This is a genomic window from Pectobacterium atrosepticum, from assembly GCA_019056595.1.
In the GTDB taxonomy this organism is placed as follows: Bacteria; Pseudomonadota; Gammaproteobacteria; order Enterobacterales; family Enterobacteriaceae; genus Pectobacterium; species Pectobacterium atrosepticum.
The window spans coordinates 1422878-1446722 of record CP036163.1; the positions used below are offsets into that span (position 1 = coordinate 1422878).

At 52.6% G+C, this 23845-nt stretch carries 24 protein-coding genes; 5 read left to right on the forward strand and 19 right to left on the reverse strand.

Annotation, left to right across the window (positions count from 1 at the left end; all coding sequences use genetic code 11):
- Positions 1-109: 109 nt before the first annotated feature.
- The 8 genes from bamB to DCX48_07095 all read right to left on the reverse strand — a co-directional run bounded on the left by bamB (position 110) and on the right by DCX48_07095 (position 8416).
- Positions 110-1291 carry an outer membrane protein assembly factor BamB gene (gene bamB, locus DCX48_07060; protein QXE14294.1) on the reverse strand — a complete coding sequence of 394 codons (1182 nt, stop codon included), beginning with the start codon at positions 1289-1291 and terminating at the stop codon, positions 110-112.
- Positions 1292-1301: 10 nt separating this feature from the next.
- The gene (locus tag DCX48_07065) at positions 1302-1922 is read right to left on the reverse strand and encodes a tetratricopeptide repeat protein (GenBank protein QXE14295.1); all 621 of its coding nucleotides are present in this window, start codon (positions 1920-1922) and stop codon (positions 1302-1304) included.
- 13 nt (positions 1923-1935) lie between these two features.
- Positions 1936-3210: a histidine--tRNA ligase gene (locus DCX48_07070; protein ID QXE14296.1), complete on the reverse strand. Its 1275-nt coding sequence runs from the start codon at positions 3208-3210 to the stop codon at positions 1936-1938.
- 137 nt (positions 3211-3347) lie between these two features.
- On the reverse strand, positions 3348-4469 hold the full coding sequence (locus DCX48_07075) for a flavodoxin-dependent (E)-4-hydroxy-3-methylbut-2-enyl-diphosphate synthase (GenBank protein ID QXE14297.1): 1122 nt from the start codon (positions 4467-4469) through the stop codon (positions 3348-3350).
- A gap of 40 nt (positions 4470-4509) precedes the next feature.
- A complete protein-coding gene (gene rodZ / locus DCX48_07080; GenBank protein QXE14298.1) occupies positions 4510-5508 on the reverse strand; it encodes a cytoskeleton protein RodZ in 999 nt (332 codons plus the stop codon).
- Positions 5498-6253, reverse strand: coding sequence for a type IV pilus biogenesis/stability protein PilW (gene pilW / locus DCX48_07085; protein QXE17173.1), 756 nt, complete (start codon positions 6251-6253; stop codon positions 5498-5500). The genes rodZ and pilW overlap by 11 nt, the downstream gene beginning before the upstream one ends.
- Before the next feature lie 233 nt (positions 6254-6486).
- Positions 6487-7653, reverse strand: coding sequence for a bifunctional tRNA (adenosine(37)-C2)-methyltransferase TrmG/ribosomal RNA large subunit methyltransferase RlmN (gene rlmN, locus DCX48_07090; GenBank protein QXE17174.1), 1167 nt, complete (start codon positions 7651-7653; stop codon positions 6487-6489).
- 334 nt (positions 7654-7987) lie between these two features.
- The gene (locus DCX48_07095) at positions 7988-8416 is read right to left on the reverse strand and encodes a nucleoside-diphosphate kinase (GenBank protein QXE14299.1); all 429 of its coding nucleotides are present in this window, start codon (positions 8414-8416) and stop codon (positions 7988-7990) included.
- A 358-nt stretch (positions 8417-8774) separates the two neighbouring features.
- On the opposite strand from DCX48_07095, the gene DCX48_07100 reads away from it, so the two are divergent.
- From DCX48_07100 to DCX48_07115, 4 genes are all read left to right on the forward strand, one after another.
- Positions 8775-10355, forward strand: a complete 1581-nt coding sequence (locus DCX48_07100; GenBank protein ID QXE14300.1) for a PTS glucose transporter subunit IIBC — start codon at positions 8775-8777, stop codon at positions 10353-10355.
- 13 nt (positions 10356-10368) lie between these two features.
- On the forward strand, positions 10369-11730 hold the full coding sequence (locus DCX48_07105; GenBank protein ID QXE14301.1) for a 6-phospho-alpha-glucosidase: 1362 nt from the start codon (positions 10369-10371) through the stop codon (positions 11728-11730).
- 103 nt (positions 11731-11833) lie between these two features.
- Positions 11834-12703 (forward strand): 3-mercaptopyruvate sulfurtransferase, encoded by an 870-nt coding sequence (gene sseA, locus DCX48_07110; protein QXE14302.1) that lies wholly within the window; start codon positions 11834-11836, stop codon positions 12701-12703.
- 67 nt (positions 12704-12770) lie between these two features.
- On the forward strand, positions 12771-13559 hold the full coding sequence (locus DCX48_07115; protein ID QXE14303.1) for a MurR/RpiR family transcriptional regulator: 789 nt from the start codon (positions 12771-12773) through the stop codon (positions 13557-13559).
- Positions 13560-13637: 78 nt separating this feature from the next.
- Here DCX48_07115 and sseB read toward each other — a convergent pair whose 3' ends face one another.
- The 11 genes from sseB to trmJ form a co-directional block, all read right to left on the reverse strand.
- A complete protein-coding gene (gene sseB / locus DCX48_07120; GenBank protein ID QXE14304.1) occupies positions 13638-14432 on the reverse strand; it encodes an enhanced serine sensitivity protein SseB in 795 nt (264 codons plus the stop codon).
- A gap of 94 nt (positions 14433-14526) precedes the next feature.
- Complete coding sequence (gene pepB / locus DCX48_07125) at positions 14527-15837, reverse strand: aminopeptidase PepB (GenBank protein ID QXE14305.1); 1311 nt, start codon at positions 15835-15837, stop codon at positions 14527-14529.
- Positions 15838-16109: 272 nt separating this feature from the next.
- The gene (gene iscX / locus DCX48_07130) at positions 16110-16310 is read right to left on the reverse strand and encodes a Fe-S cluster assembly protein IscX (GenBank protein ID QXE14306.1); all 201 of its coding nucleotides are present in this window, start codon (positions 16308-16310) and stop codon (positions 16110-16112) included.
- A 21-nt stretch (positions 16311-16331) separates the two neighbouring features.
- Positions 16332-16667: an ISC system 2Fe-2S type ferredoxin gene (gene fdx / locus DCX48_07135; GenBank protein ID QXE14307.1), complete on the reverse strand. Its 336-nt coding sequence runs from the start codon at positions 16665-16667 to the stop codon at positions 16332-16334.
- Between the two features lies 1 nt (position 16668).
- Complete coding sequence (hscA, locus tag DCX48_07140) at positions 16669-18519, reverse strand: Fe-S protein assembly chaperone HscA (GenBank protein QXE14308.1); 1851 nt, start codon at positions 18517-18519, stop codon at positions 16669-16671.
- Between the two features lie 74 nt (positions 18520-18593).
- Complete coding sequence (gene hscB, locus DCX48_07145; protein QXE14309.1) at positions 18594-19112, reverse strand: co-chaperone HscB; 519 nt, start codon at positions 19110-19112, stop codon at positions 18594-18596.
- A 71-nt stretch (positions 19113-19183) separates the two neighbouring features.
- Positions 19184-19507 carry an iron-sulfur cluster assembly protein IscA gene (gene iscA / locus DCX48_07150; GenBank protein QXE14310.1) on the reverse strand — a complete coding sequence of 108 codons (324 nt, stop codon included), beginning with the start codon at positions 19505-19507 and terminating at the stop codon, positions 19184-19186.
- Positions 19508-19587: 80 nt separating this feature from the next.
- Complete coding sequence (gene iscU / locus DCX48_07155) at positions 19588-19974, reverse strand: Fe-S cluster assembly scaffold IscU (GenBank protein ID QXE17175.1); 387 nt, start codon at positions 19972-19974, stop codon at positions 19588-19590.
- Positions 19975-19997: 23 nt separating this feature from the next.
- Positions 19998-21212, reverse strand: a complete 1215-nt coding sequence (locus tag DCX48_07160; GenBank protein QXE14311.1) for an IscS subfamily cysteine desulfurase — start codon at positions 21210-21212, stop codon at positions 19998-20000.
- A gap of 281 nt (positions 21213-21493) precedes the next feature.
- On the reverse strand, positions 21494-21988 hold the full coding sequence (gene iscR, locus DCX48_07165; GenBank protein QXE14312.1) for a Fe-S cluster assembly transcriptional regulator IscR: 495 nt from the start codon (positions 21986-21988) through the stop codon (positions 21494-21496).
- Positions 21989-22107: 119 nt separating this feature from the next.
- Positions 22108-22833, reverse strand: coding sequence for a tRNA (cytosine(32)/uridine(32)-2'-O)-methyltransferase TrmJ (gene trmJ / locus DCX48_07170; protein ID QXE14313.1), 726 nt, complete (start codon positions 22831-22833; stop codon positions 22108-22110).
- A gap of 136 nt (positions 22834-22969) precedes the next feature.
- On the opposite strand from trmJ, the gene suhB reads away from it, so the two are divergent.
- The gene (gene suhB / locus DCX48_07175) at positions 22970-23773 is read left to right on the forward strand and encodes an inositol-1-monophosphatase (GenBank protein QXE14314.1); all 804 of its coding nucleotides are present in this window, start codon (positions 22970-22972) and stop codon (positions 23771-23773) included.
- Positions 23774-23845: the final 72 nt, after the last annotated feature.

The following is a 23845-nucleotide window of genomic DNA, read 5'->3' on the forward strand; positions in this document are numbered from 1 at the left end:
CAGCGAAACACTCGCTGACGATAAAAAGACGAAACGGCCCCTGATAGTGTCAGGAGCCGTTATGGGAACGCATCCAAAAACGCTGCGCTCCAAATCAATAAGGTGTTACCTAGCGGGTGAACGCGTAGATGTCACCATTTTTCGCCTGAATCAGCAGCTTATCGCTGGCAACTACAGGCTTGCTCAGGAAACCAGAGCTATCTACTTTTTGTTGTGCGACAAAGCGGCCATCTGCTGTATTCAGCCAGTGCAGATACCCTTCGGTATCGCCCACAACCAGATAGCCGTTATACAGCGCCGGAGCCGTTAGGTTACGGTGCAACAGATCGCTTTGGCGCCACAGGCTCACGCCGCCATTGGTGTTCAACGCAACAACGCGATCGTCCTGATCGACCAGATAGATCCGGTCACCGTCAATGATGAAATCATGCACTGAACCCAGCTCGCGCTTCCACAGAACCTGACCAGAACGCAGATCCAGCGCGGTCATGTTGCCATTGTACCCTAGCGCGTAAACCACTTCGCCCGCGACAACTGGCGTCGTGTCGACATCGTTCAGCCGATCGATTTCGGTTGCGCCACTCGGCTGTGAAATACGCTGTTGCCAGATGAGCTGACCCTGATTGATCATCACGGCGTTCACACGACCGTTGTCACCGCCGACAATCGCCGCACCAAATGCGGTTGTCGGTGCAGATTCACCGCGCAGAGACAGCGTCGGCATATCTAGGTTAACGCTCCACTTGATTGCGCCATCCGCCTCATTCAAGGCCTGCAACATACCGTTGCTGGTGTGAATCAGCACGACGCCATCGCTAACGACAGGACGAGACAGCGCTTCACCTGCTACTTTCGTTTGCCATACTGGCGTACCATCTTCGGCATTCAGCGCATAGACCTGCGCCCTTTCGCTGCCGACATAGACATTGTTACCAGAAACCGTTACCCCGCCAGACAGCAGCGCCGGATTATTACGGGAGAAGAAATTGGTCTTCTCTGACAGGTCGGCACGCCAAATCTCTTTGCCGTCACTCAGATCCATCGCTTTCACGGTGCCACGACGATCGGCGGCAAAAACGTGGTTATCCTGCCATGCTGGGTGAAGGTTGGAATAAAACTCACCAATCCCACTCCCAACCGAACTGTTCCATACCTTAGTTGGTGTGAACTGGTTTTCCACCTGCGGCAGTGGAGACATAGTGACAACATCTTCTTCGCTGTTAAACAGCGAGCATCCGCTCAGCAGGGCAACAGAAACCAGTCCTACCAAAAGTGTTTTACGCAATTGCATGGAATTCCTCTTAGCTGGACAGGTTATTCAGTTTCATACGCAGTAACGCTTGCTGTGCCTGCGATGGGTTGGAAGACAACCCTTTGTTGTAGGCATCACGCGCAGCCTGATTATCCCCTTTGCTAGCCAGGATATCACCACGAACTTCAGCAGCCTGTGACGCCCAACCTTCCAGTTTGATGGCATCCAACGTTTTCAGCGCATCATCCGCTTTGTTTTCCTGTAGCTGAACCCGCGCCAAACGCAGATTCACGACGGCTAGCAGGTCAGCGTCTTTAGTTTGTGACTGCGCTTGCACCAGCTGTTGTACTGCTTTAGCAAAATTTTTCTGATCAACGTAATGACGAGCCAGTTCCAGAGAAGCCAGCGCACCATAGGTATTCTTATTCTCGGCCGTAAATTTCTCTGTTGAAGCAATCGCTTCAGCTTTACCTTCGGCCAATTGCTCCGTCACCTGCTGATAAGACGCAGATGCAGCCTGCACGCTATCATTTTGATGGCTTTGCCAGAAACGCCAGCCAACCAATGCGCCAACGCCCAACACAACACCGACAACTAACGCCTTTCCGTTCTCCGCGAGGAAACGACGTAGTACATCAACCTGTTCATTCTCTGTGGTATAGACTTCCACGGTGTCTCTCTCCTCAATCCAGTAACGTTGCCAGCCGCGATGCGACGTCGGCCTGTGCCAATGTATCCTGCTCGCCGTTGCTCAGATTTTTAACCACAACCTGACCGGCCGCCACTTCATTTTCGCCTAATACCAATGCGACGCGTGCGCCCCATTTATCAGCACGAGCGAATTGTTTCTTAAAGTTGCCACCGCCGTAATTGGTCATCAATTTCAACTGCGGCAACGCATCACGTAATTTCTCCGCCAGTTGCATTGCGGCAATCTGCGTTCCTGCACCGGAAGAAATAAGATAAGCATCTACGCCTGGCTGTGCTTTGAAATCCGGATTCACAGACTGCACCAGCAGAACCAGACGTTCCAGACCAATCGCAAAACCGACCGCTGGCGTCGCGTGTCCACCTAGTTGCTCCACCATACCATCATAACGCCCACCGGCACAGACCGTGCCCTGAGCGCCCAGACTGGTGGTCACCCACTCAAATACGGTGCGGTTATAGTAATCCAAACCACGGACCAGACGCGGATTAACGGTATATGGGATACCGGACTGCGTTAAAAGTTCACCCAGTGTTTCAAAGTGTGCTCGCGATTCATCATCCAGATAGTCCGTCAGCACCGGCGCATCATTCAGCAGAACTTGAATCTGTGGATTTTTCGTATCCAGAACGCGCAACGGGTTGGTGTACATCCGGCGCAGGCAGTCTTCATCCAGTTGATCTTTATGCTGTTCGAGAAACGCCACCAGCGCTTCACGATAGCGGGCACGTGCGTCTAACGAACCAATCGAGTTCAGTTCCAGCTTCACATGATCGGCGATGCCCAGTATCCGCCACCAGCGGGCCGTCATCAGGATCAGTTCGGCATCAATATCCGGCCCTTGCAGACCAAAAACTTCACAACCCAACTGATGGAACTGGCGATAGCGCCCTTTCTGCGGACGCTCGTAGCGGAACATCGGGCCGACATACCACAGCCGCTGTTCCTGATTGTAGAGAATACCGTGCTCAATACCGGCGCGGACGCAGCCTGCCGTCCCTTCCGGACGTAGAGTCAAACTATCGCCATTGCGATCGTCAAAGGTATACATCTCTTTTTCGACGACATCGGTCACTTCCCCGATAGCGCGCTTAAACAGCGGCGTTTGCTCGACAATCGGCAAACGAATTTCATTATAGCCGTAGCCGCTGAGCACCTGTTTCAGGCTGTTTTCAATACGCTGCCACAATGCCGTTTCGGCTGGCAGGTAATCGTTCATGCCGCGAATGGCTTGAATATTTTTTGCCACGTCAGTTCTCTATGCGTTTTTCAAAAAATAAACCCGATTATAGAGGGATTGTCGTCGCATCTTCAATGCGGAGCATCCCCATCGGGTTAAGGAATCGTGAATTATGCGGGTGACGGCATACCGTCACGCCGTCAGGGTTACTTATCCACCAGATTGACGGTAATACGCTGACTTTCGTCCATCATGGAGGCTTTCGCGCGAATTTTGGCTTCTAACTGATCGATCATCTGTTCGTTATCGAATCGCTCTCTCTGCCGCACGCCGTCTTCATAAAAGCCGCTCTTGTTGTGTCCACCCGTTACGCCAATAGTAGACACCAGCGCTTCACCGGGGCCATTAACCACGCAACCGATAATCGAGACGTCCATCGGCGTGATGAGATCCTCCAGTCGTTGTTCCAATGCGTTCACCGTACCGATCACATCAAATTCCTGGCGAGAGCAAGTCGGGCAAGCAATAAAGTTGATTCCGCGTGCGCGAATGCGTAGTGATTTCAAGATATCGAAGCCGACTTTAACTTCTTCAACCGGATCGGCTGCCAATGAGATACGCAGCGTGTCACCAATACCTTCAGACAGCAGCAGGCCGAGGCCAATAGCCGATTTCACCGCACCACTACGTGCGCCACCGGCTTCGGTGATACCAAGATGCAGAGGCTGATCGATACGTGCTGCCAGCAGGCGATAAGATTGCACCGCAAGGAAAACATCCGAGGCTTTAACGCTGACTTTAAACTGATCGAAGTTCAGACGATCAAGAATATCAACATGGCGCATCGCCGATTCCAGCAATGCTTCCGGCGTGGGTTCACCGTATTTTTCCTGTATATCCTTTTCCAGCGAACCGCCGTTAACACCAATGCGGATCGGGATATTGTAGTAACGTGCACAGTCGACAACCGAGCGAATGCGCTCTTCGTTACCAATATTACCGGGATTGATGCGCAGACAGTCTACGCCATATTCCGCGACTTTAAGCGCGATGCGGTAGTCAAAGTGAATGTCGGCGACGAGCGGGACATTCACCTGCTGTTTGATAAGCTTAAAGGCTTCCGCCGCATCCATTGTCGGCACGGAAACGCGGACGATATCGACGCCAACACGCTCCAGCGCTTTGATTTGATTGACGGTTGCTTCAACGTCGGTGGTTCGGGTGTTGGTCATGGATTGCACCGCAATCGGCGCACCATCACCAACAGGCACCTTGCCGACGTAAATCCGTGTTGATTTTCGACGGGTTATGGGTGCAGCGTTATGCATTACTTCATCTCCAGCATTGCAGTCTTACCTAAACAACACGTTATTCTGCGGTCAACGTCAGGCGTGCAACCTGACTGCTGCGCACGAATCGACTTAAATCAACCAGCTTACCTTGAAATTTAATCTGTACCGCAGCAGGTGCACCAATTTTAAGTTGATAGGGTGACTGACCATCCAGATTCAACGTGCTGCCATTACGCTGCATGCCGCTGAACAGTTTCTTACCGCTGACATCCGTGACTTCCAACCAGCAATCGGCCGTAAAGGTCATCACCAATGCATGAGCTGCAGAGACCGGATTGCTATCCGCTACCGTAGCCGCAGGTGCGACTGCCCCAGCGCCTAACAATGCGTTACCCGCAGCCTGCGACTGTGTGGCATTCGCCTGTGAAGGTGATTGGCTGGACGGTACAGCAGATGATGAGGTTGTGGAAGAAGGAGGCGTTGACGGTGTCGCCGCGATAGTGGCGGAGAGATCGACTGGCGTTGAAGGAGGTGTCGCTGCAGAACCCGCCGTCGACGTTTCCTGCTGAGCACTGTTATCCATCAGCGGAACGGACTGCCCCTCCGTTTGCGACTGCATAGAACTGGCGTGATCGACCATGCTGTTGATCTCTGCCTGCTGAGCCTGATGGTTTTGCCACCACCACGCGCCCGTTAGCCCCAGAACAACCAGCACGACCAGCCAGGTGATTATCATCAGCCAGCCATCACGCTTTTTGCGGCTTTTTTTCAGCGAAAAACTCTGCATCGGCGAGACCGAGATCGTTTTAGGCACGGCCTGTTTATCCATTATGGGAAGCAGGTTATCTTCAGGTAAATGAACCAACTTGGCATAAGAACGGATATAGCCGCGCAAAAAGGTCGGCGCTAAATCGGCAGGGGTTGTACCGTCCTCAATATCTCGAACGGTGGTGATTTTAAGGCACAAACGCTCGGCAATAGTTTGCTGAGTCAGCCCAAGGCGTTCACGCGCCTCACGCAGACGTTCGCCGGGTAGTTTTGCTTCTGTTGTATCTTGGGTGGTTTCAGTATTCATTAGCTAAGAAATGCTGGTACTGTTTAGATTGTGGAAAACTTCGCGCCAGCACGTTGCCATAACGTTCTTTATCGCCATCATGGCCCGCTAACGCGGCGAAACGAATCTGTAACCATAAGCTTTCGGCACTGGCCGGAAGAATATGCTGATAAACATCAAGCAGCAGCCGCGTTTGCTCATTTTTCCCGGCAGAAAACTGTTTGTTTGCTTCTGCCAGCAAAGCACTGCCTTTCGTCGGGTCATATTTCAGCGCCCGACTTAATAAATTGCGCGCGTCTTCAGTCTGTCCAGCATTGAAAAAGCAGTATCCTGCATTTTCCAACGCATCAGCAACCTGACTGTAATCAGGAAGTTGTGCAGCCGCACTAAACTGTCGCTGTGCCGCTACATACTGCCCTAAACTACACAGAAACGCACCGTAATTATTCATGACGCTGCCATTTTCCGGCGCCCTGTTCAACACATGCTGATAACGCTGTTCAGCCAGACGGTTTTCACCTATTCGCTGCTCGTAAAGCGCCATCCCCAATTGCGTTCGATAATCCTGCGGAGCAATCGCTACCGCCTTCTCAAGATTTTGCCGAGCCGAATCCAGATTATTGTGCGCGAGGTACGCCAACCCAAGCTGCAAACGGGTTTGGGCGACCGCTGGATTTGTCGTCTGCTGAGGCGAAGGTACACACCCTACCAGCAGCAACATCGCAAACAGGCTACTCAGCCAATACATTCCCTGTGATAACGCTATTCCATGTAATAAAGACAGTCTCTGTGCTAGAGGCTTCGCCATCCCTGTTCTCCCTCGCTTGTCGTCCTTGGCAAAGAGGTTACCTGAATATGAACAGAGTGGCAGTCGTACCTGACAACAACGCGGCGCGCTTCGCAGTTTGCCCGCATTTGCCCTGCAAATTACGTTGGTAAAACGACATAGGCGGCAAGACGTCGGGTTAGCGCTTTCGCGTTAACCCACGCCATTCGTTATCAGACCGCTTTCACCGCGATAGGTTCACCCGCCATTTTCTTCTTCAGCGTACGCTTGGTTCTATCCACGACTTCGCCGGCCAACTGACCGCAGGCAGCATCGATGTCATCCCCACGGGTTTTACGTACGATCGTCGTGAAACCATACTCCATTAGCACTTTGGAGAAACGGTCAACGCGGCTGTTTGAGCTGCGGCCATACGGCGCGCCGGGGAACGGGTTCCACGGAATCAGGTTAATCTTGCACGGCGTATCTTTCAGGCATTCAGCCAACTGATGCGCATGTTCAGTGCCGTCATTGATATGATCCAGCATCACATACTCAACGGTCACGCGGCCCTGATTCGCATTGGATTTTTCCAGATAGCGACGCACGGCACTCAGGAACATTTCGATGTTGTACTTTTTGTTGATCGGCATGATTTCGTTGCGAATGTCGTCGGTCGGCGCATGCAGTGAAATCGCCAGTGCAACATCGATCATATCGCCCAGTTTATCCAATGCAGGCACGACGCCTGACGTGGACAGCGTCACGCGACGCTTGGACAAACCAAAGCCGAAATCATCCAGCATGATTTCCATTGCTGGCACCACGTTAGTCAGGTTCAGCAGCGGTTCGCCCATTCCCATCATCACTACGTTGGTGATCGGGCGCTGACCGGTAACTTTAAAAGCACCGATGATCTTCGCTGCACGCCACACCTGACCAATGATTTCCGATACGCGCAGGTTACGGTTAAAGCCCTGCTGAGCCGTTGAACAGAATTTGCACTCCAGCGCACAGCCAACCTGAGACGATACGCACAGCGTGGCGCGCTCTTCTTCTGGAATATAAACCGTTTCGACCCGTTGGCCACCCACCAGAATCGCCCACTTGATAGTGCCATCGGAAGAACGCTGTTCGTCCACCACTTCGGGTGCGCGAATTTCAGCGATTTCCTGCAATTTAGTGCGGAAGACTTTATTGATATCCGTCATCTGGTTGAAGTCATCACAGCAGTAGTGATACATCCACTTCATGACCTGATCGGCACGGAATGGTTTCTCTCCCATCGACATGAAGAGGTCACGCATTTGCTGACGATTAAGATCCAGCAGGTTAATTTTCCCCACACTGGCTTTGACGGATTGAGAGGCATCAGCAGACGCCGGAGAGAATTCAGACACGGTTTGCTCAGATACGATAGTTTCAGACACGATGATTTCAGACGCGATTTGCTTAGACATTGTAGATCCTGGCCTCGTTGTTACACGTTATGGCGCTAAAAAAAGAGGGTTGAGTTCGATGGTAATGACCAAAGAAACGCCCCGGGCAAGTGCAGGCTCATCCGGGGCGCAGCATTGTACAAAGTTTAAAACAGGTAAGCTACCATCACCGCTTTTTTTTCTGTGTCATCGCTTCAGTGCCGCGCACTGGCTCGGTGAAAAAGGGCAACATCACAAGTGCTCATCTGTTATTACACACAAAACCAATCATGCGTAACATGACACACACGCAGAATTACGCGCGCGGGCAGATTTCGTCGTCGCTGAAGAAATAAGCGATTTCACGTTGAGCAGATTCGATAGAATCTGAACCGTGTACTGCGTTCGCCGTGAAGCTGTCCGCGTAATCAGCACGCAACGTTCCTGCCAGCGCGTTGGCTGGGTTCGTGGCACCCATGATGTCACGGTTACGTTGAACGGCGTTTTCACCTTCCAGCGCCTGTACCATGATCGGGCCAGACATCATAAATTCAACCAGGCCATCAAAGAACGGCTTGCCTTTATGCTCAGCGTAGAAACCTTCCGCTTGCTCACGGCTCAGGCGCAGCATTTTAGACGCAACGATGGTAAAACCTGCGCTTTCAAAACGTGCATAAATCGCACCGATAGCATTCTTGGCAACCGCATTAGGTTTTACGATGGAGAAGGTACGTTCTATCGTCATATTGACCTCATTAACTAAACTGTCAGATTGCAGTCGGATTATAATAATTGTTATCCGACCGGTGAAAGTGGCGCAAATTATAGGGGCAGAGACCTTTGTTGCCTACCAAGGAGATAACATTTTATTAAAAAAATATTACCTCTCATTTTCTCTTCATTAACGATTGTGCATCGCGCTTTTTCGTTCCCCACCGCACCTGTACTGAATGTAACAAATCATCGGCGATCACAGTTCTGAAGGTTACTTGTAACGTTATAGGTTATTTGTTTTTAAAACAATAAGATAACTGGAATCCCTTTGGCATTCACTGCTAGCCTTGCTGCTGTACCCACCATAATGGCCAGTAAGAGGGCTGATAATGAAAAGAGCGGTCAACGCATTGCAAAATTTCGGCAAGTCCCTGTATGGGCCGGTGCTGATACTTCCGATTGTCGGGCTATTCATCGCATTTGGGAACGTATTCGGTAACGGCAACTTAGCAGGCTATGTCCCTTTACTTAATCACCCCTTAATTCAGGATTTTGGTCAACTGGTTTCCAAATCTGCCGTGGCGATTCTGGCTAACCTGGCGTTAGTGTTCGCCGTTGGGATTCCTATCGGGTTGGCAAAGCGCGACAAGGGTTATGCCGCACTGATCGGTCTGGTGATGTTCATCATCTTCATTAATGCCATGAATATCACGCTGCAGTTACAGGGTAAACTCGTGTCAGCCGCCGAGATGCGTCCCGCAGGGCAAGGTATGGTACTGGGCGTTCAGGTGCTGGAAATGGGCGTTTTCGCCGGTATTCTGATCGGCGGATTCGCTGGCTATTTGTATAACCGCTATTCCAGTAAACAGTTTAACGGCGTCATGGCGATCTATTCTGGCCACTGCTTCGTCGCCATTCTGGTTATTCCGTTAGCGATTGCGCTGGGCTTTGCAATGAGCACCCTGTGGCCATTTGCTCAGCACGGCATCACCTGGCTGGCCTTCGCCATCAAAGGTGCAGGTCCTGTTGGCATCGCGATTTATGGCTTTCTGGAACGCATTCTGATCCCCACCGGGCTGCATCATTTGGTCTATACCCCGTTCTTGTACACCGAACTGGGTGGAACGGCCGAGGTATGCGGCAAGCTGTATCAGGGCGCACGCAACATCTACTTTGCTGAAATGGCCTGTCAGGACGTCAAACAGCTGAGCTCGACCGTGGTTTGGGATGCGCGCGGCATCAGTAAAATGTTTGGTCTCACTGCCGCAGCGTTGGCGATGTACGTCACGGCGAAGCCAGAAAAACGTCTGGCGGCGAAAGCCATTTTGATTCCAGCCGCTTTTACCTCTTTCTTACTGGGCGTCACCGAGCCGCTGGAGTTCTCCTTCCTGTTCGTCGCTCCTATGCTGTTTGCCGTCCACGCGGTGCTCACCGGCATAGGCATGATGCTGTTCTCCATCATGGGCGTGCACGCAATTGGTGCCAATGGCGTTATCGACTTCCTGCTCTATAACCTGCCGCTAGGCGTCGAGAAATCTAACTGGCCGATGTACATCGCGGTCGGGCTGACCATGTCAGTGATTTACTTCTTCGTCTTCCGCTTCCTTATTCTGTATTTCGACATGCCAACACCAGGGCGTGAAACCGATGAGGAAGAGACGCGTCTCTATTCTAAAAACGAATATCAGACCAAATCCGAGCATCAGGTAAAAGCGCAGGACGCAGTGAAAGGTGATGCCCAGCTTGTCGGAGCCACCATTATCGCGGGACTGGGCGGCAAACCCAATATCGAGGTGGTGGATAACTGCTACACCCGACTGCGGGTCACGCTCATCGACCCAGCTTTGGTAGACGAACAACAGCTTAAGAACACCGGTGCGAAAGCCGTTATCCGACAGGGTAACAACGTACAGGTGGTTTACGGACTTCACGTCAAAACTATACGCGAAGCAGTTGAAAACGCGCTTTAACAGGAGACTGACCATGACGAAACCCCCATTTATTCTGACGATTGCCGGTGGCGGCAGCACCTATACCCCGGGCATCGTAAAAAGTCTGATGGTACGTCTTGCGGATTTCCCGCTGGCAGAGATTCGTTTGTATGACATCGACGGCCAGCGGCAGGACATCATCGCACCGGTGGTGGAAAAGGTGATTCGCGACCACAGTGACAGTATCGTCTTTACCGTCACGACCGATGCGGAAACCGCGTTTACCGGCGCTCACTTTGTTTTTGCACAGATGCGCGTCGGCCAGTACAAAATGCGCGAACAGGACGAGAAAATACCACTACGCCACGGCGTCGTCGGGCAGGAAACCTGTGGCCCCGGCGGTCTGGCTTACGGCCTGCGCACAATTCTGCCGATGGCCGAGCTGATCGATCTAGTTGAGCGCTATGCGCACAAAGACGCGTGGATCGTCAATTACTCTAACCCTGCCGCGATTGTTGCTGAAGGCGTTCGTCGCCTGCGTCCTAACGCCCGTGTGCTGAATATTTGTGATATGCCGGTTGCCGCGATGCGTAACATCGCGGCCGTGCTGGGCGTCGATCGCCACGACATCACGGTGGACTATTTCGGGCTGAATCACTTTGGCTGGTTTACCCGTGTACTGGTCGACGGCGTCGATCGTATGCCGGAACTGCGCGAACACATCGCCCGCTACGGCCTGTTGACCGCCGATGCAGCCGACACCGATCCGCAACACGCCGATCCGTCATGGGTGAAAACATGGCGTAACATCAAACCGATCATGGATCATTTCCCAGAGTTCGTGCCGAATCCGTATTTGCAGTATTACCTGATGCCTAACCAGATCGTTGAACATCAGGATCCGGACTACACACGCGCCAACGAAGTGATGGACGGACGTGAGAAGAAACTGTTTGCGGCCGCCGCCAGCTACAAGGAAACCGGTATTCTGCCGGATGCGTTCCACGTTGGCGTGCATGGTTCGTTCATTGTTGACGTCGCCTGCTCGCTGGCGTTCGATCTCCGTCAGCGTCATCTGGTCATCGTCGAAAATAAAGGCGCCATCGCCAATCTGCCTTACGACGCGATGGTGGAAGTCCCCGCTTATATCACCGCCCAAGGGCCGGAACCCGTGCGCATGGGGAATGTACCGCAGTTTCATCGTGCCTTGCTGGAACAGCAGTTGGCGTCCGAACAATTACTGGTGGAAGCCACGTTGGAAGGCAGCTACGAGAAGGCGTTGCAGGCATTTACTCTGAACCGTACCGTGCCGACCATGCAGCACGCTAAAGCAATTCTGGACGATATGATTGAGGCCAATCAGGATTACTGGCCGCAATTAAAACAAGCATATAGAGACGGTATCGCCCAATAATCTGCGACTTGTAGGATTAAGGAAAATCGCTGACAATGAATCTATCATTGCACATCAATGATAGATTCGGGGCCGAATTCATCGGCCCCAACGTGGAGGATCTATGTCAGCATCGTCTTCTGATTTGCCCGTTTCTCATGAGCGGTTTGTCTCCGCTGATTGGCTCGCCAGCCACCTGAATGACAGCAGCATCACGCTCATTGACGCCCGAATGTTGCCACCGGGTAACGACACCCGTGATATTCATGCCGAATACCGCGCCGCTCATCTGCCCGGCGCGGTTTTTTTTGATATTGAAAACCTATCCGATCACAGCACCGACCTGCCGCATATGATGCCAACTTGCGAAAACTTCGCACGCGCGATGGGTGAACTGGGGATCGATAACCAGCAGCATCTGGTGATTTACGATGAAGGTAACCTCTTCTCCGCCCCCCGCGCATGGTGGATGCTGCACACCTTCGGCGCGACATCCATTTCAATTCTGAGTGGTGGTCTGGCAGGCTGGAAAGCGCAGAATCTGCCGCTGGAACAGGGCGATGTGGCGAGTAAGCCCGTCACGTTTCACTCCACGTTGGATGAAAACGCCATTCGCTCACGCGACGACGTGCTCTCAATCAGTCGGAATAAATCAGAGCAGATTGTCGATGCCCGCCCCGCCCCGCGCTTTAATGCCGAAGTAGACGAGCCGCGTCCCGGCCTGCACCGTGGTCATATCCCCGGTAGCCTGAATGTACCGTGGACTGATTTGGTGAATAACGGTGCGCTGAAGCCTAATGCCGAACTGGCGACCATTCTGCATAAGCACGGCGTGGATTTCACTCGCCCTATCGTCGCCAGTTGTGGTTCCGGCGTAACGGCATCTGTCGTGGTGTTGGCGCTGACGCAGTTAAATGTCCCCAATGTGACGCTGTACGACGGATCGTGGAGCGACTGGGGTAGCCGCGATGATGTCCCGATTGCGCGCGATTAACCCCGCACGGTATTTTGTTGTCAGTCTATTTATTCCTTGTCTATCAGGAATCGCTCAGGAGTAGCAGGTGGATAATCGGCTGGCATCGTTAATGCAGCACGGTCAGGCGCTGACGCGCGCGGAATATCGCGTGCTGGCTTTTATTGCCGAACATTCATCGCTGATCGGCAAGATAACAGTGCGGGAATTGGCGCAGAAAACCTATGTATCCACGGCGACTATCATGCGGCTGTGCCAGAAAATCGGTTTTAGCGGCTACAGTGAATTCATTTATCACTGCAAAACGTTGCTCACGGACAATCCGCGTCTCGCTCCCTCACCTGTCGTCACGCCCGATGATGCGTCACTGCCTGATGCTTTCCAGCATTTTATCGACAATTATCAGCGCACATTTGCCTACATTAGCCATCAGGATAGAGCAGCCTTCGGCGCTATTCTGCGGCAAGAAAGTCACTTTTTTCTGTACGGCGCAGGGTTTTCCCATTTGTTTGCCGAATATTTGGCGAAGAAGCTTCAGGTGCTGGGGAAAGATGCGTTCTCTTCTGGGTTAGGCGACAGCAGAGGTATTTTTCTCAATAACGCGCCAAAGTATCAGGTGTTTATCGCGATCTCTCGCAGTGGGGAAACCGAGCAAGTGCTGGATAAGGCGCGTATCGCCAAAAACATTGGTATGAAGGTGATTGCCTTTACCCGCGCGTCGTTGAACTCATTAGGCGAGTTAGCCGATTTGCACTTCCGGCTCTACGATGATGCGGTTCACTATGCGGCGGAAGCGGGCGAGATTAGCTCATTTGAATCGAATCTTGTGATGCTGATCGATTTACTGTTGTTACAGGCAACAGCGGAAAAATCGTAATCCGCTGTCGCCTGTATCAAATTTATATACCCTAAATAATTCGAGTTGCGTGACAATACGTTAGCGTTTTGAACGCCGCTATGCGTTGCCGCTTCCCTTAAACTCTCTCAGGAAACTCCCCCACTTGCGCTCGTAGAACGGCGTGGTGTGCTTAATCATGTAATGGCTGATGCCCGGCTCGCCTTCCTTCACCAGGCACAGATCGACAGGACGATCGTCCGATAAGGTATCGCTGGCGACGCTGCCCGCTTCACGAATGATGGTTTCCTCATCCTGATCGACATCAATACCAATCAGCAGATGCGGCTGTTCTTCACCCGGTTCCTGAATCTGTGCCAGAAACGCCCGTTTTACATGGCGATGCTTGGTAAAAAGCTGTGTCAGAGAGTCAATCATCTGTGCTGGCATCTCAGCTGGCTGGCTCAGCATGACCTGCATATCGTCTTCAACAACGCGCTGTTGAACAAAGCCGTTACCTTCACCAGACAGAATATGTTCAATCTCCTGTGGCAGAAATTCTTTTCCATACGGCAGCTTAGGATTGAGGAACAGCGTAACACCCTGAGTTATTTCAAACAGCGAGCGCACTGGCAGTGCCAGAAAAGACGCTTCTTCCGTAATCACGCTCTGTAACGCTTCCAGAGAAGAGAAGAAAGGAATGGCGGATGAACCATCGTCTTTTTCCCAGTGCTGAATGTTCACATTACTGCCCGCATGCAACACCGCCTCACCGGATTCATCCCCGTCATCAGTACTGCCCAGCACGAACACCGTGGCTTTCATCAGTTCGCTGAAAAACTCAGGGCGATGCGCGGGCTCCATTGCGGCCAGAATCAGTACTTCTTCCAGTTTATTACGTGGCGAAAACTCCATACTTTCCTCAACATGATTACGTTAAAAACCGGCGCGTTGAGGCCCGGTTTTATTTCTCAACACATTCTGTAAATGGCAGACAAACCTGAACCGACTACTTGGCGTTGCTCAGCAGGAGATTCGCCAGCGTGCGCACGCCGAGTCCCGTCGCGCCCGTCGCCCACTGATCAACCGCACCTTTGCGGTACGTTGCGGAACAGTCGATGTGCAGCCAACCCTGCTGATAATTTTTCACAAAGTGCGACAGGAAAGCGGCTGCCGTGCTGGCGCCGGCGGTGTGTGCACCACTGGCAATATTGTTCAGATCGGCAAAGCTGGACGGCAGATGGCTGCGGTGGAACTCTTCCAGCGGCAGGCGCCAGAACGGCTCATTTTCTTCTTTCGCACTTTCCTGCAATGCCGCAACCAGCTCATCATCAAAGCTGAACAGCGCGTGATAATCGTTGCCCAGTGCCATTTTCGCTGCGCCCGTCAACGTTGCACAGTCAATGATCCACTGCGGATTCTGCTCGGAAGCATCAATCAGACCATCCGCCAGCACCAGACGCCCTTCCGCGTCGGTGTTCATCACCTCAACCGTTTTACCGTTGCGATAGCGAATGATGTCGCCCAGTCGGAATGCATTGCCGCTCACCATGTTGTCTGCGCAGCACAGATACAGTTTCACTCGCTGTTGCAAACCGCGTGACGCTGCCAGCGCCAGTGCCCCCGTCAGAGTAGCCGCACCGCCCATATCTGACTTCATGGAATCCATTGATCCACTCGGCTTCAGGCTATAGCCGCCGGTATCAAACGTAATACCTTTGCCCACCAAACAGGCGAACACCGGTGCATCTGGATTACCCGTCGGGTTATAGTCCAGTGCCAACAGCACCGGCTGACGTTCAGAACCGCGACCGACCGTGTACAGACCGGCATAATTCTGTTCACGCAGATCTTCACCTTTGGTGATGCGGTAGCTGACGGCATCACATGCCACGTCACACAGCAAATCGACCGCGCGTGTCGCCAGCTGTTCTGGCCCCAAATCTTCAGCAGGCAGGTTGATGGTGTCACGAACCCAGTCAACAATCTTCAAGCGGTCATTCAGCTCTTTCTTGTCGGCATCGTTCAGCTCCGCCCATTCAACCGTTCTTTGCCCTTTCGGCCCACGATAGCCCTGCCAGAATGCCCAGCTGTTTGCCAGATCCCAGCCTTCACCCGCCAACGTAACGTGTTTAATCCCCTGCCCGTCGATTTTGCGGGCGGCACGCTGGATCGTTGCCAGTGCAGCTTTGCCATTCAGTGACGTCGTGCCAACATGAATGGTAAAACCCTGCTCATTCACACTCAGCGTTGCTTTTTCTCCCCAGCGCGCGTCAGCTGGTTGAGTCGAGAGTGAAATCAGCATGGTATTGTTCGTCATAGTGCTTCTCCGATAATGGATATTCCTGCCACTTTTCATGTTTGCAGGTGCTTTTCATGTTTGCAGATACATAAACCGTGCATCATGACATGAAAATGTTACGAATTTTGGCACGGAAATAAAATAGGCCACCAGCCTAATACTGGTCACGTAAGTCTCATACCAGGAGAAACACGGGATGAGGTTCCCGCAGGGATACCTCGCCCCGTGGTCACTCCATGAATCTCGGTTCTCAAACGCTCGGCATTAACCTAGTAGCCCCGTCATATTACTTAGTCGGCTTCATCTAACCAGACCAGTAAGATCGCTTCCAGAATTTTTTCGTTGGAGGCGTCCGGCAGATCGTCAAATTCATCCAGCTCGCAGACCCACTGGTGCATATCCGTGAAACGCACGGTTTTCGGATCGAGATCGGGAAACTGGTCGTAAAGTGCTTCGCCAATAGCCCGGCTGTCTGTCCATTTTAATCCCATAGCGGTTCCTCCCTATTCAGATCAATGCTCGCGCGCGTGGTTGATCGTATAGCGAGGGATCTCGACGATGAGATCGTCTCCGGCGACACGCGCCTGACAGCCCAGACGGCTTTCCGGCTCCAGCCCCCAGGCCTTATCCAACATATCGTCTTCTTCTTCTGTGCTTTCTACCAGCGAGTCAAAGCCTTCACGCACGATACAGTGGCAGGTGGTACAGGCACAGGATTTCTCGCAGGCATGCTCAACGTCAATACCGTTACGCAGGGCGACTTCCAGTATACTTTCACCGCGTTCAGCTTCCAAAACCGCACCTTCAGGACACAAATCCTGATGCGGTAAAAAGACTATCTTAGGCATGTTACACCTCATCCACAGAATGGCCTGCCAGCGCACGACGGATAGAGGCATCCATACGACGGGCGGCGAATTCCTGGGTTTGTTGATCGACTGTTTTAATCGCGGCTTCAATTGCCACGGGATCGCTTCCCTGCATCATCGTATGCAGGTGTTCGGATGCCGCGACAATGATACCTTTTTCGTCATTACTCAATAACGCTGCGTCGGCCACCAGTGCGCTTTGCAAGCTTTCCAGCACGCGTGCCGCCTCCACTTTTTGCTCTGCCAGACGACGCGCCCCGACATCTTCCTTCGCATTCAACATCGAGTCGGTGATCATCGTGGCAATTTCCGTATCGCTTAAACCGTACGACGGTTTAACCTGAATAGAAGCCTCGACGCCCGTCGATTTCTCCATCGCTGTAACGCTCAGCAGGCCATCCGCATCGACCTGAAAAGTCACGCGAATATGAGCCCCACCCGCAGGTAACGGCGGTAGGCCACGCAGTGAGAAGCGGGCAAGCGAACGGCAATCCGCCACCATTTCGCGCTCTCCCTGCAAGACGTGGATCATCATGCCGCTCTGGCCGTCTTTAAAGGTCGTAAATTCCTGTGCGCGGGCAACCGGGATCGTGGTATTGCGCGGAATAATTTTTTCCACCAGCCCGCCCATAGTCTCAAGCCCCAGCGACAAGGGGATCACGTCCAGCAGCAGCATTTCACTGTCCGGCTTGTTGCCGACCAGAATATCAGCCTGAATCGCCGCGCCGATCGCCACAACCTTGTCAGGATCGATAGACGTCAGCGGTGTACGACCAAAAAATGTCCCCACCTGCTCACGCACCAATGGAACACGCGTCGATCCGCCGACCATCACCACTTCCTGCACGTCTTCTGCCATCAGCCCCGCATCTTTCAGCGTACGACGACAGGACAGCAGCGTCCGTTTCACCAACGGAGCAATCAATGCATCAAGCTGTTCACGGGTGATAGTCCCCAGCCAGCCAGCGACATCCACATCGATCGCATCAGCGCTGCTGAGCGCAATTTTGGCTTTCACCGCCGCGTCACGAAACGCATGATCCAACTGGCGATCGTCACGATTGTGAATACCTGCCTGTTCGCGCAGCCACTCGGCCAGCAGATGATCGAAATCATCACCGCCCAGCGCAGAATCACCGCCGGTCGCCAGCACTTCAAAGACACCACGGCTTAAGCGCAGAACGGAAATATCAAAAGTACCGCCGCCCAGATCGTAAATGGCGATCACGCCTTCTTTACCGGAATCTAGCCCGTAGGCAATCGCCGCTGCGGTTGGCTCGTTGAGCAGACGTAATACGTGCAGCCCAGCCAGACGCGCCGCATCTTTGGTACCCTGACGCTGTGCGTCATCGAAATATGCGGGAACGGTAATTACTACACCATCCGGCACGCCGCCTAGCGCAGATTCCGCACGCGCAGCCAGCGCAGACAAAATATCCGCAGACACCTGCACGGGATTCAGGTTACCAGCCGACGTCTGAATCAGCGGCAAGCCGTTATCGCTGGCGTGAAAACGGTAGGGTAAATGAGGGTAACGCTGCTGAATGTCGGCCAGAGAACGCCCCATCAGACGCTTTACTGAACTGACGGTGTTTTCCAGATCGTGGACAGCATTGTCGCGCGCGTGCCAGCCGACGCGGTGACCATCGTGACGATAGTGGACAACCGACGGTAGCAGATCGCGTCCGTCGCTGTCCGTCAGCGTTTGAGCTTCGCCGCTGCGCACGGTGGCAACGAGAGAATGGGTGGTGCCTAAATCAATACCGACGGCCAGACGTCGCTGGTGCGGTGCCGCACTAAGACCTGGCTCACTAATTTGTAATAAGGCCATATTGAGCTTCCATCAATTGGCTGGCGAAAGCCCTGTATGGCAATCACCATCGGGTTTCTCGCCGGGTTAACGAGTTATCTGTCCAGCAATTGTTCTTCGAGTTCTTCAACCTGTTGCTGGAGTTTGTCTAAAAAGCGTAGCTTGCGCACGGTGTCCGCAGCGTCTGTCCACGTCTCATTATCCAGTTCATGACGCATATGAGAACGACGAGTGCCAATCATGACCTGCAACCGCTCGGCGAAGGTCGTCAGTGCCTCATCGGCATCCGATCGCTGAGAGATCGTATCCAACTCTTCGCGCAGTTCAAGCTGTTCCATCAGGAATGCCGTGTCCCGCATCGTGTGCTGCTCGTTGTTCACATCAAAACCGCGCAACGACAGCATGTACTCCGCGCGTTTCAGCGGATGTCTTAGCGCCTGATAGGCGTTATTGATCGTCGCAGCCTGCTGTACAGCCAGCATACGCTCGCGCTCTGGGCTGGTAGCATAACGGTCAGGATGAAACTGACGCTGCAAATCCTGAAAACGGGATGCAAGCAGGCCACCATCCACATCATAGCGAATAGGCAGCCCGAATAACGTAAAGTAATCCATAGTGGTACTCTGGGAGTGTTGGGTAGCAGCGCGTGTCATTAATCGATAGTACGCTCACTACCCAAGAGGGGTCAGACGTTGAAACTTTCGCCGCAACCACATTCGCCGGAAATGTTAGGATTATTGAACTTAAAGCCTTCGTTCAGCCCTTCTTTAACGAAATCCAACTCCGTTCCGTCAAGATAGACCAAGCTTTTGCCGTCTACGATGACTTTGACGCCTTTGTCTTCAAAGACAGTGTCACCGTCGTTCAAATCATCAACAAACTCCAGCACATACGCCATACCGGAACAGCCGGATGTCCGTACGCCAAGACGCAGCCCAAGGCCTTTGCCCCGGTTTGCGATGAAAGCGCTCACGCGTTGCGCCGCACTTTCGCTCAGAGAAATCGACATACTGTTACCTCGATCGTTCGCCAACTCGACGGAATCAGGCACCGATAACCACGGTGCCCCGACGAGTTCAGCCGCAGAGATTACTGCGCGTCGCGTTTACTTTTGTAATCCGCAATCGCTGCCTTGATAGCGTCTTCCGCCAGAATGGAACAGTGAATCTTCACTGGCGGTAGCTCAAGCTCTTCGGCAATCTGCGTGTTCTTAATCGCTTCAGCTTCATTCAGCGATTTGCCCTTTACCCACTCTGTGACCAGCGAGCTGGAGGCAATGGCAGAACCACAACCGTATGTCTTGAAGCGGGCATCTTCGATGATGCCTTCGTTGTTGACCTTTATCTGCAACTTCATCACATCGCCGCACGCTGGCGCGCCGACCATGCCGCTGCCGATAGAAGGATCGGCGTTGTCAAACGAACCCACGTTGCGTGGATTTTCATAGTGATCAATTACTTTTTCGCTGTAAGCCATGTAGTCGTCCCCGCTCTGGTGAATTAATGATGCGCCCATTCGATGCTGCTGATATCTACGCCCTGTTTGAACATTTCCCACAGCGGAGAAAGATCGCGCAGACGACCGATAGATTTACGCACCAGCTCGATGGTGTAGTCGATCTCTTCTTCGGTAGTAAAACGCCCCAGCGAGAAACGGATCGAACTATGTGCCAGCTCATCATTCATGCCCAGCGCGCGTAACACGTAGGAGGGCTCCAGACTGGCCGACGTACAGGCAGAACCGGACGATACCGCCAGATCCTTGAGTGCCATAATCAACGATTCACCTTCAACATAGTTGAAACTGACGTTCAGGATATTGGGCACGCCCTGCTCAATATCACCATTCAGGTAGACTTCTTCAATATCATTAATACCGTTCCACAGACGATCGCGCAGCGTACTCAGGCGATCCATTTCTGCGGTCATCTCTTCTTTCGCGATGCGGTAGGCTTCGCCCATACCGACAATCTGGTGCACAGGCAGGGTGCCAGAACGCATGCCGCGCTCATGACCACCGCCGTGCATCTGCGCTTCGAGGCGGATACGGGGTTTACGACGAACATACAGTGCTCCGATCCCTTTCGGCCCATAGATTTTATGGCCGGAGAAAGACATCAGATCCACTTTTAACTGGCTGAGATCGATAGGCAGTTTGCCTACGCTCTGCGTGGCATCAACATGGAACACGATACCGCGACTGCGGCACATTTCGCCGATGGCTGCGATATCCTGCACTACGCCGATTTCATTATTGACGTGCATGATGGAAACCAGAATGGTGTCTTCGCGCATCGCAGCTTCAAGTTCAACCAGATCAATAATGCCGTTGCGCTGCGGTGCCAGATAAGTGACATCGAAGCCTTCACGTTCGAGTTGACGACAGGTATCCAGCACGGCTTTGTGCTCGGTCTTACTGGTGATGATGTGTTTGCCCTTCTTCTGGTAGAAGTTGGCAGCACCTTTAATCGCGAGGTTATCGGCTTCGGTCGCGCCTGACGTGAAGACAATCTCACGTGGGTCGGCACCGACCAGTTCAGCAATTTGGTTACGGGCGATATCAACCGCCTCTTCCGCCTGCCAGCCAAAACGGTGTGAACGGGAAGCCGGATTACCGAACGTACCGTCCAACGTCAAACACTGCATCATTTTCTCAGCGACGCGCGGGTCAACCGGCGTGGTAGCTGAATAATCGAGATAGATAGGTAACTTCATTGCTCATAAACTCCGTACATCACTTCAAAACGTACAATGCGTTTTGTTTTATTGACAGGTTGTTTATACCCGCAACCTTTCGGGCCAGTGCAAAGTTTTACTATTTTATAGTCGGAACAATTTATCGTCGGAATAATTTATAGCCAGATCAACACTGTGACAGTCGCCATAGCACCCGATCCACATTGGGCAACGTGGTCATTGATTAGGCGGCGATCAGAAAGGCAAAACGTGACGAGTAAAGGTACTCGTCACAAGGAACCTGTCACGTTGAAGGTGTATCAGGCGCGCAGGTTAACGTTGATCGTTTCCTGGATGCGCCCATTCGCGGTGCGACGCGTATCAGTATCCTGACGATCCGCAACGTTCAGTACTTCCTTATTATTCACCAGCTCATCCAGCGTGATGTTATTCAGGAAGTCAGTAATACGGTCGCTCAGATCGCGCCACAGCGTGTGCGTCAGGCAGCGATCGCCACCCTGACAGCTTTCGCGGCCTTGGCAACGCGTTGCGTCAACAGACTCATCGACAGCAGAAATAACCATACCAACAGCGATTTCATTCGCGTTTTTACCCAGCAGGTAACCGCCGCCTGGGCCACGAACGCTGGCAACCAGTCCGTTCTTACGCAAGCGCGAAAATAGCTGCTCCAGATAAGACAGTGAAATACCTTGGCGTTCGGAAATATCCGCCAATGGAACTGGTCCTTCCTGGGAATGCAGAGCCACATCGAGCATGGCGGTAACGGCGTAACGGCCTTTGGATGTCAGTCTCATGATAGTGGTACCTGTAGGTAAAACATGTATTATGAAAACATGTATTGGCAGAACATACCGCGAGTCTGACATTCCCGAGTGTTTTAGTCAACTATTTAACCGAGTAAAACACTCAAGTATTATTCGTCGTGTGTTTTTTGTACCGAGCTGAGTATTCCACGCAGGATGTTAAGTTCCTGAGCTTCAGGTCTGGCGCGGGTAAACAAGCGACGCAGCTTGTTCATCACCTGCCCTTGATGTGCTGGTCGGATAAATCCGGTTTGCAGTAACGTCTGTTCAAGATGCTGATAAAAGCGTTCCAGATCGTCGACCAGCGGGTACGGCGATTCTTCATGCTCCGGCTGCCCAGCCTGTAACCGATCCAAATGCGCGATACGGACTTCATAAGCAATAATCTGCACCGCCATCGCCAAATTTAGCGAGCTGTATTCTGGGTTAGCGGGAATCGCCACGTGGTAATGACATTTCTGAAGTTCATCATTCGTCAGTCCCACACGCTCACGCCCAAACACCAGCGCCACCGGCGCGTGCTCCGCTTCCTGCGCACTGCGAACGCCACACTCACGCGGTTCCAGCATCGGCCAAGGCAAAGTGCGGGAACGTGCACTAGTGCCGACCACCAGATTGCACCCTTCGAGCGCCTGATCGAGCGAATCAACAAGGGTGGCATTACCGATAACATCGCTGGCGCCTGCGGCCAACGCAATCGCCTGCGAATCAGGCTTAACCAATGGATTGACTAAATAAAGTTTGCTTAAGCCCATGGTTTTCATCGCCCTGGCCACTGATCCCATATTGCCAGTGTGCGACGTTTCAACCAGAACAATGCGAATATTGTCTAACATTATGTACTCTGTTGTGCGAAAGGAAGTCATGCGAAAAGGAAACCGCCATACCTTAACACAAACTTAGCTATTTTACTTTTCTACTGCTATACTCTGCGCCGCTTTCCGTTCTTTAACATTCCAGTGGACCGATACCATGCATCCGATGCTCAACATCGCTATACGCGCTGCGCGTAAAGCCGGCAATTTGATTGCCAAAAACTATGAAACGCCAGACGCCGTCGAAGCTAGCCAGAAAGGCAGCAACGATTTTGTGACCAACGTCGATCGGGATGCAGAACGTCTGATCATTGAAGTCATCCGCAAGTCTTACCCACAGCACACCATTATTGGTGAAGAATGTGGTGAGCTGGCAGGTGAAGATCCGGCAGTACAATGGGTTATCGATCCTCTGGATGGCACCACCAACTTCATCAAGCGTTTACCCCACTTCGCCGTTTCTATCGCGGTCCGCATTAAAGGCCGTACCGAAGTTGCCGTTGTTTATGATCCTATGCGTAATGAGCTGTTTAGTGCTACCCGCGGTCAGGGCGCACAGTTGAACGGTTATCGTCTGCGCAGCAGTACTGCCCGCGATCTTGAAGGCACCGTACTGGCAACAGGTTTCCCCTTCAAATTAAAACAACACAGCAAAAGTTATATCAACGTTGTTAGCGCACTGTTCACCCAATGTGCGGATTTCCGTCGCACGGGTTCTGCCGCACTGGATCTGGCCTATGTGGCCGCGGGTCGCGTTGATGGTTTCTTTGAGATCGGTCTGAAGCCGTGGGATTTTGCCGGTGGCGAACTGTTGGTACGTGAAGCTGGCGGGATCGTGACGGACTTCGTTGGCGGCCATAACTATCTGGCATCCGGCAATCTGGTTGCAGGCAACCCGCGTGTGGTGAAATCTATTCTGGGCACCATCCGTGAAGAACTGAGCGACGCGCTGAAACGCTAATCTCGACCCACTCCGACCCACTCTCATAAAAATGAACTCGGGTCGGAGTTGTTATTTTTCTTTACATATGAA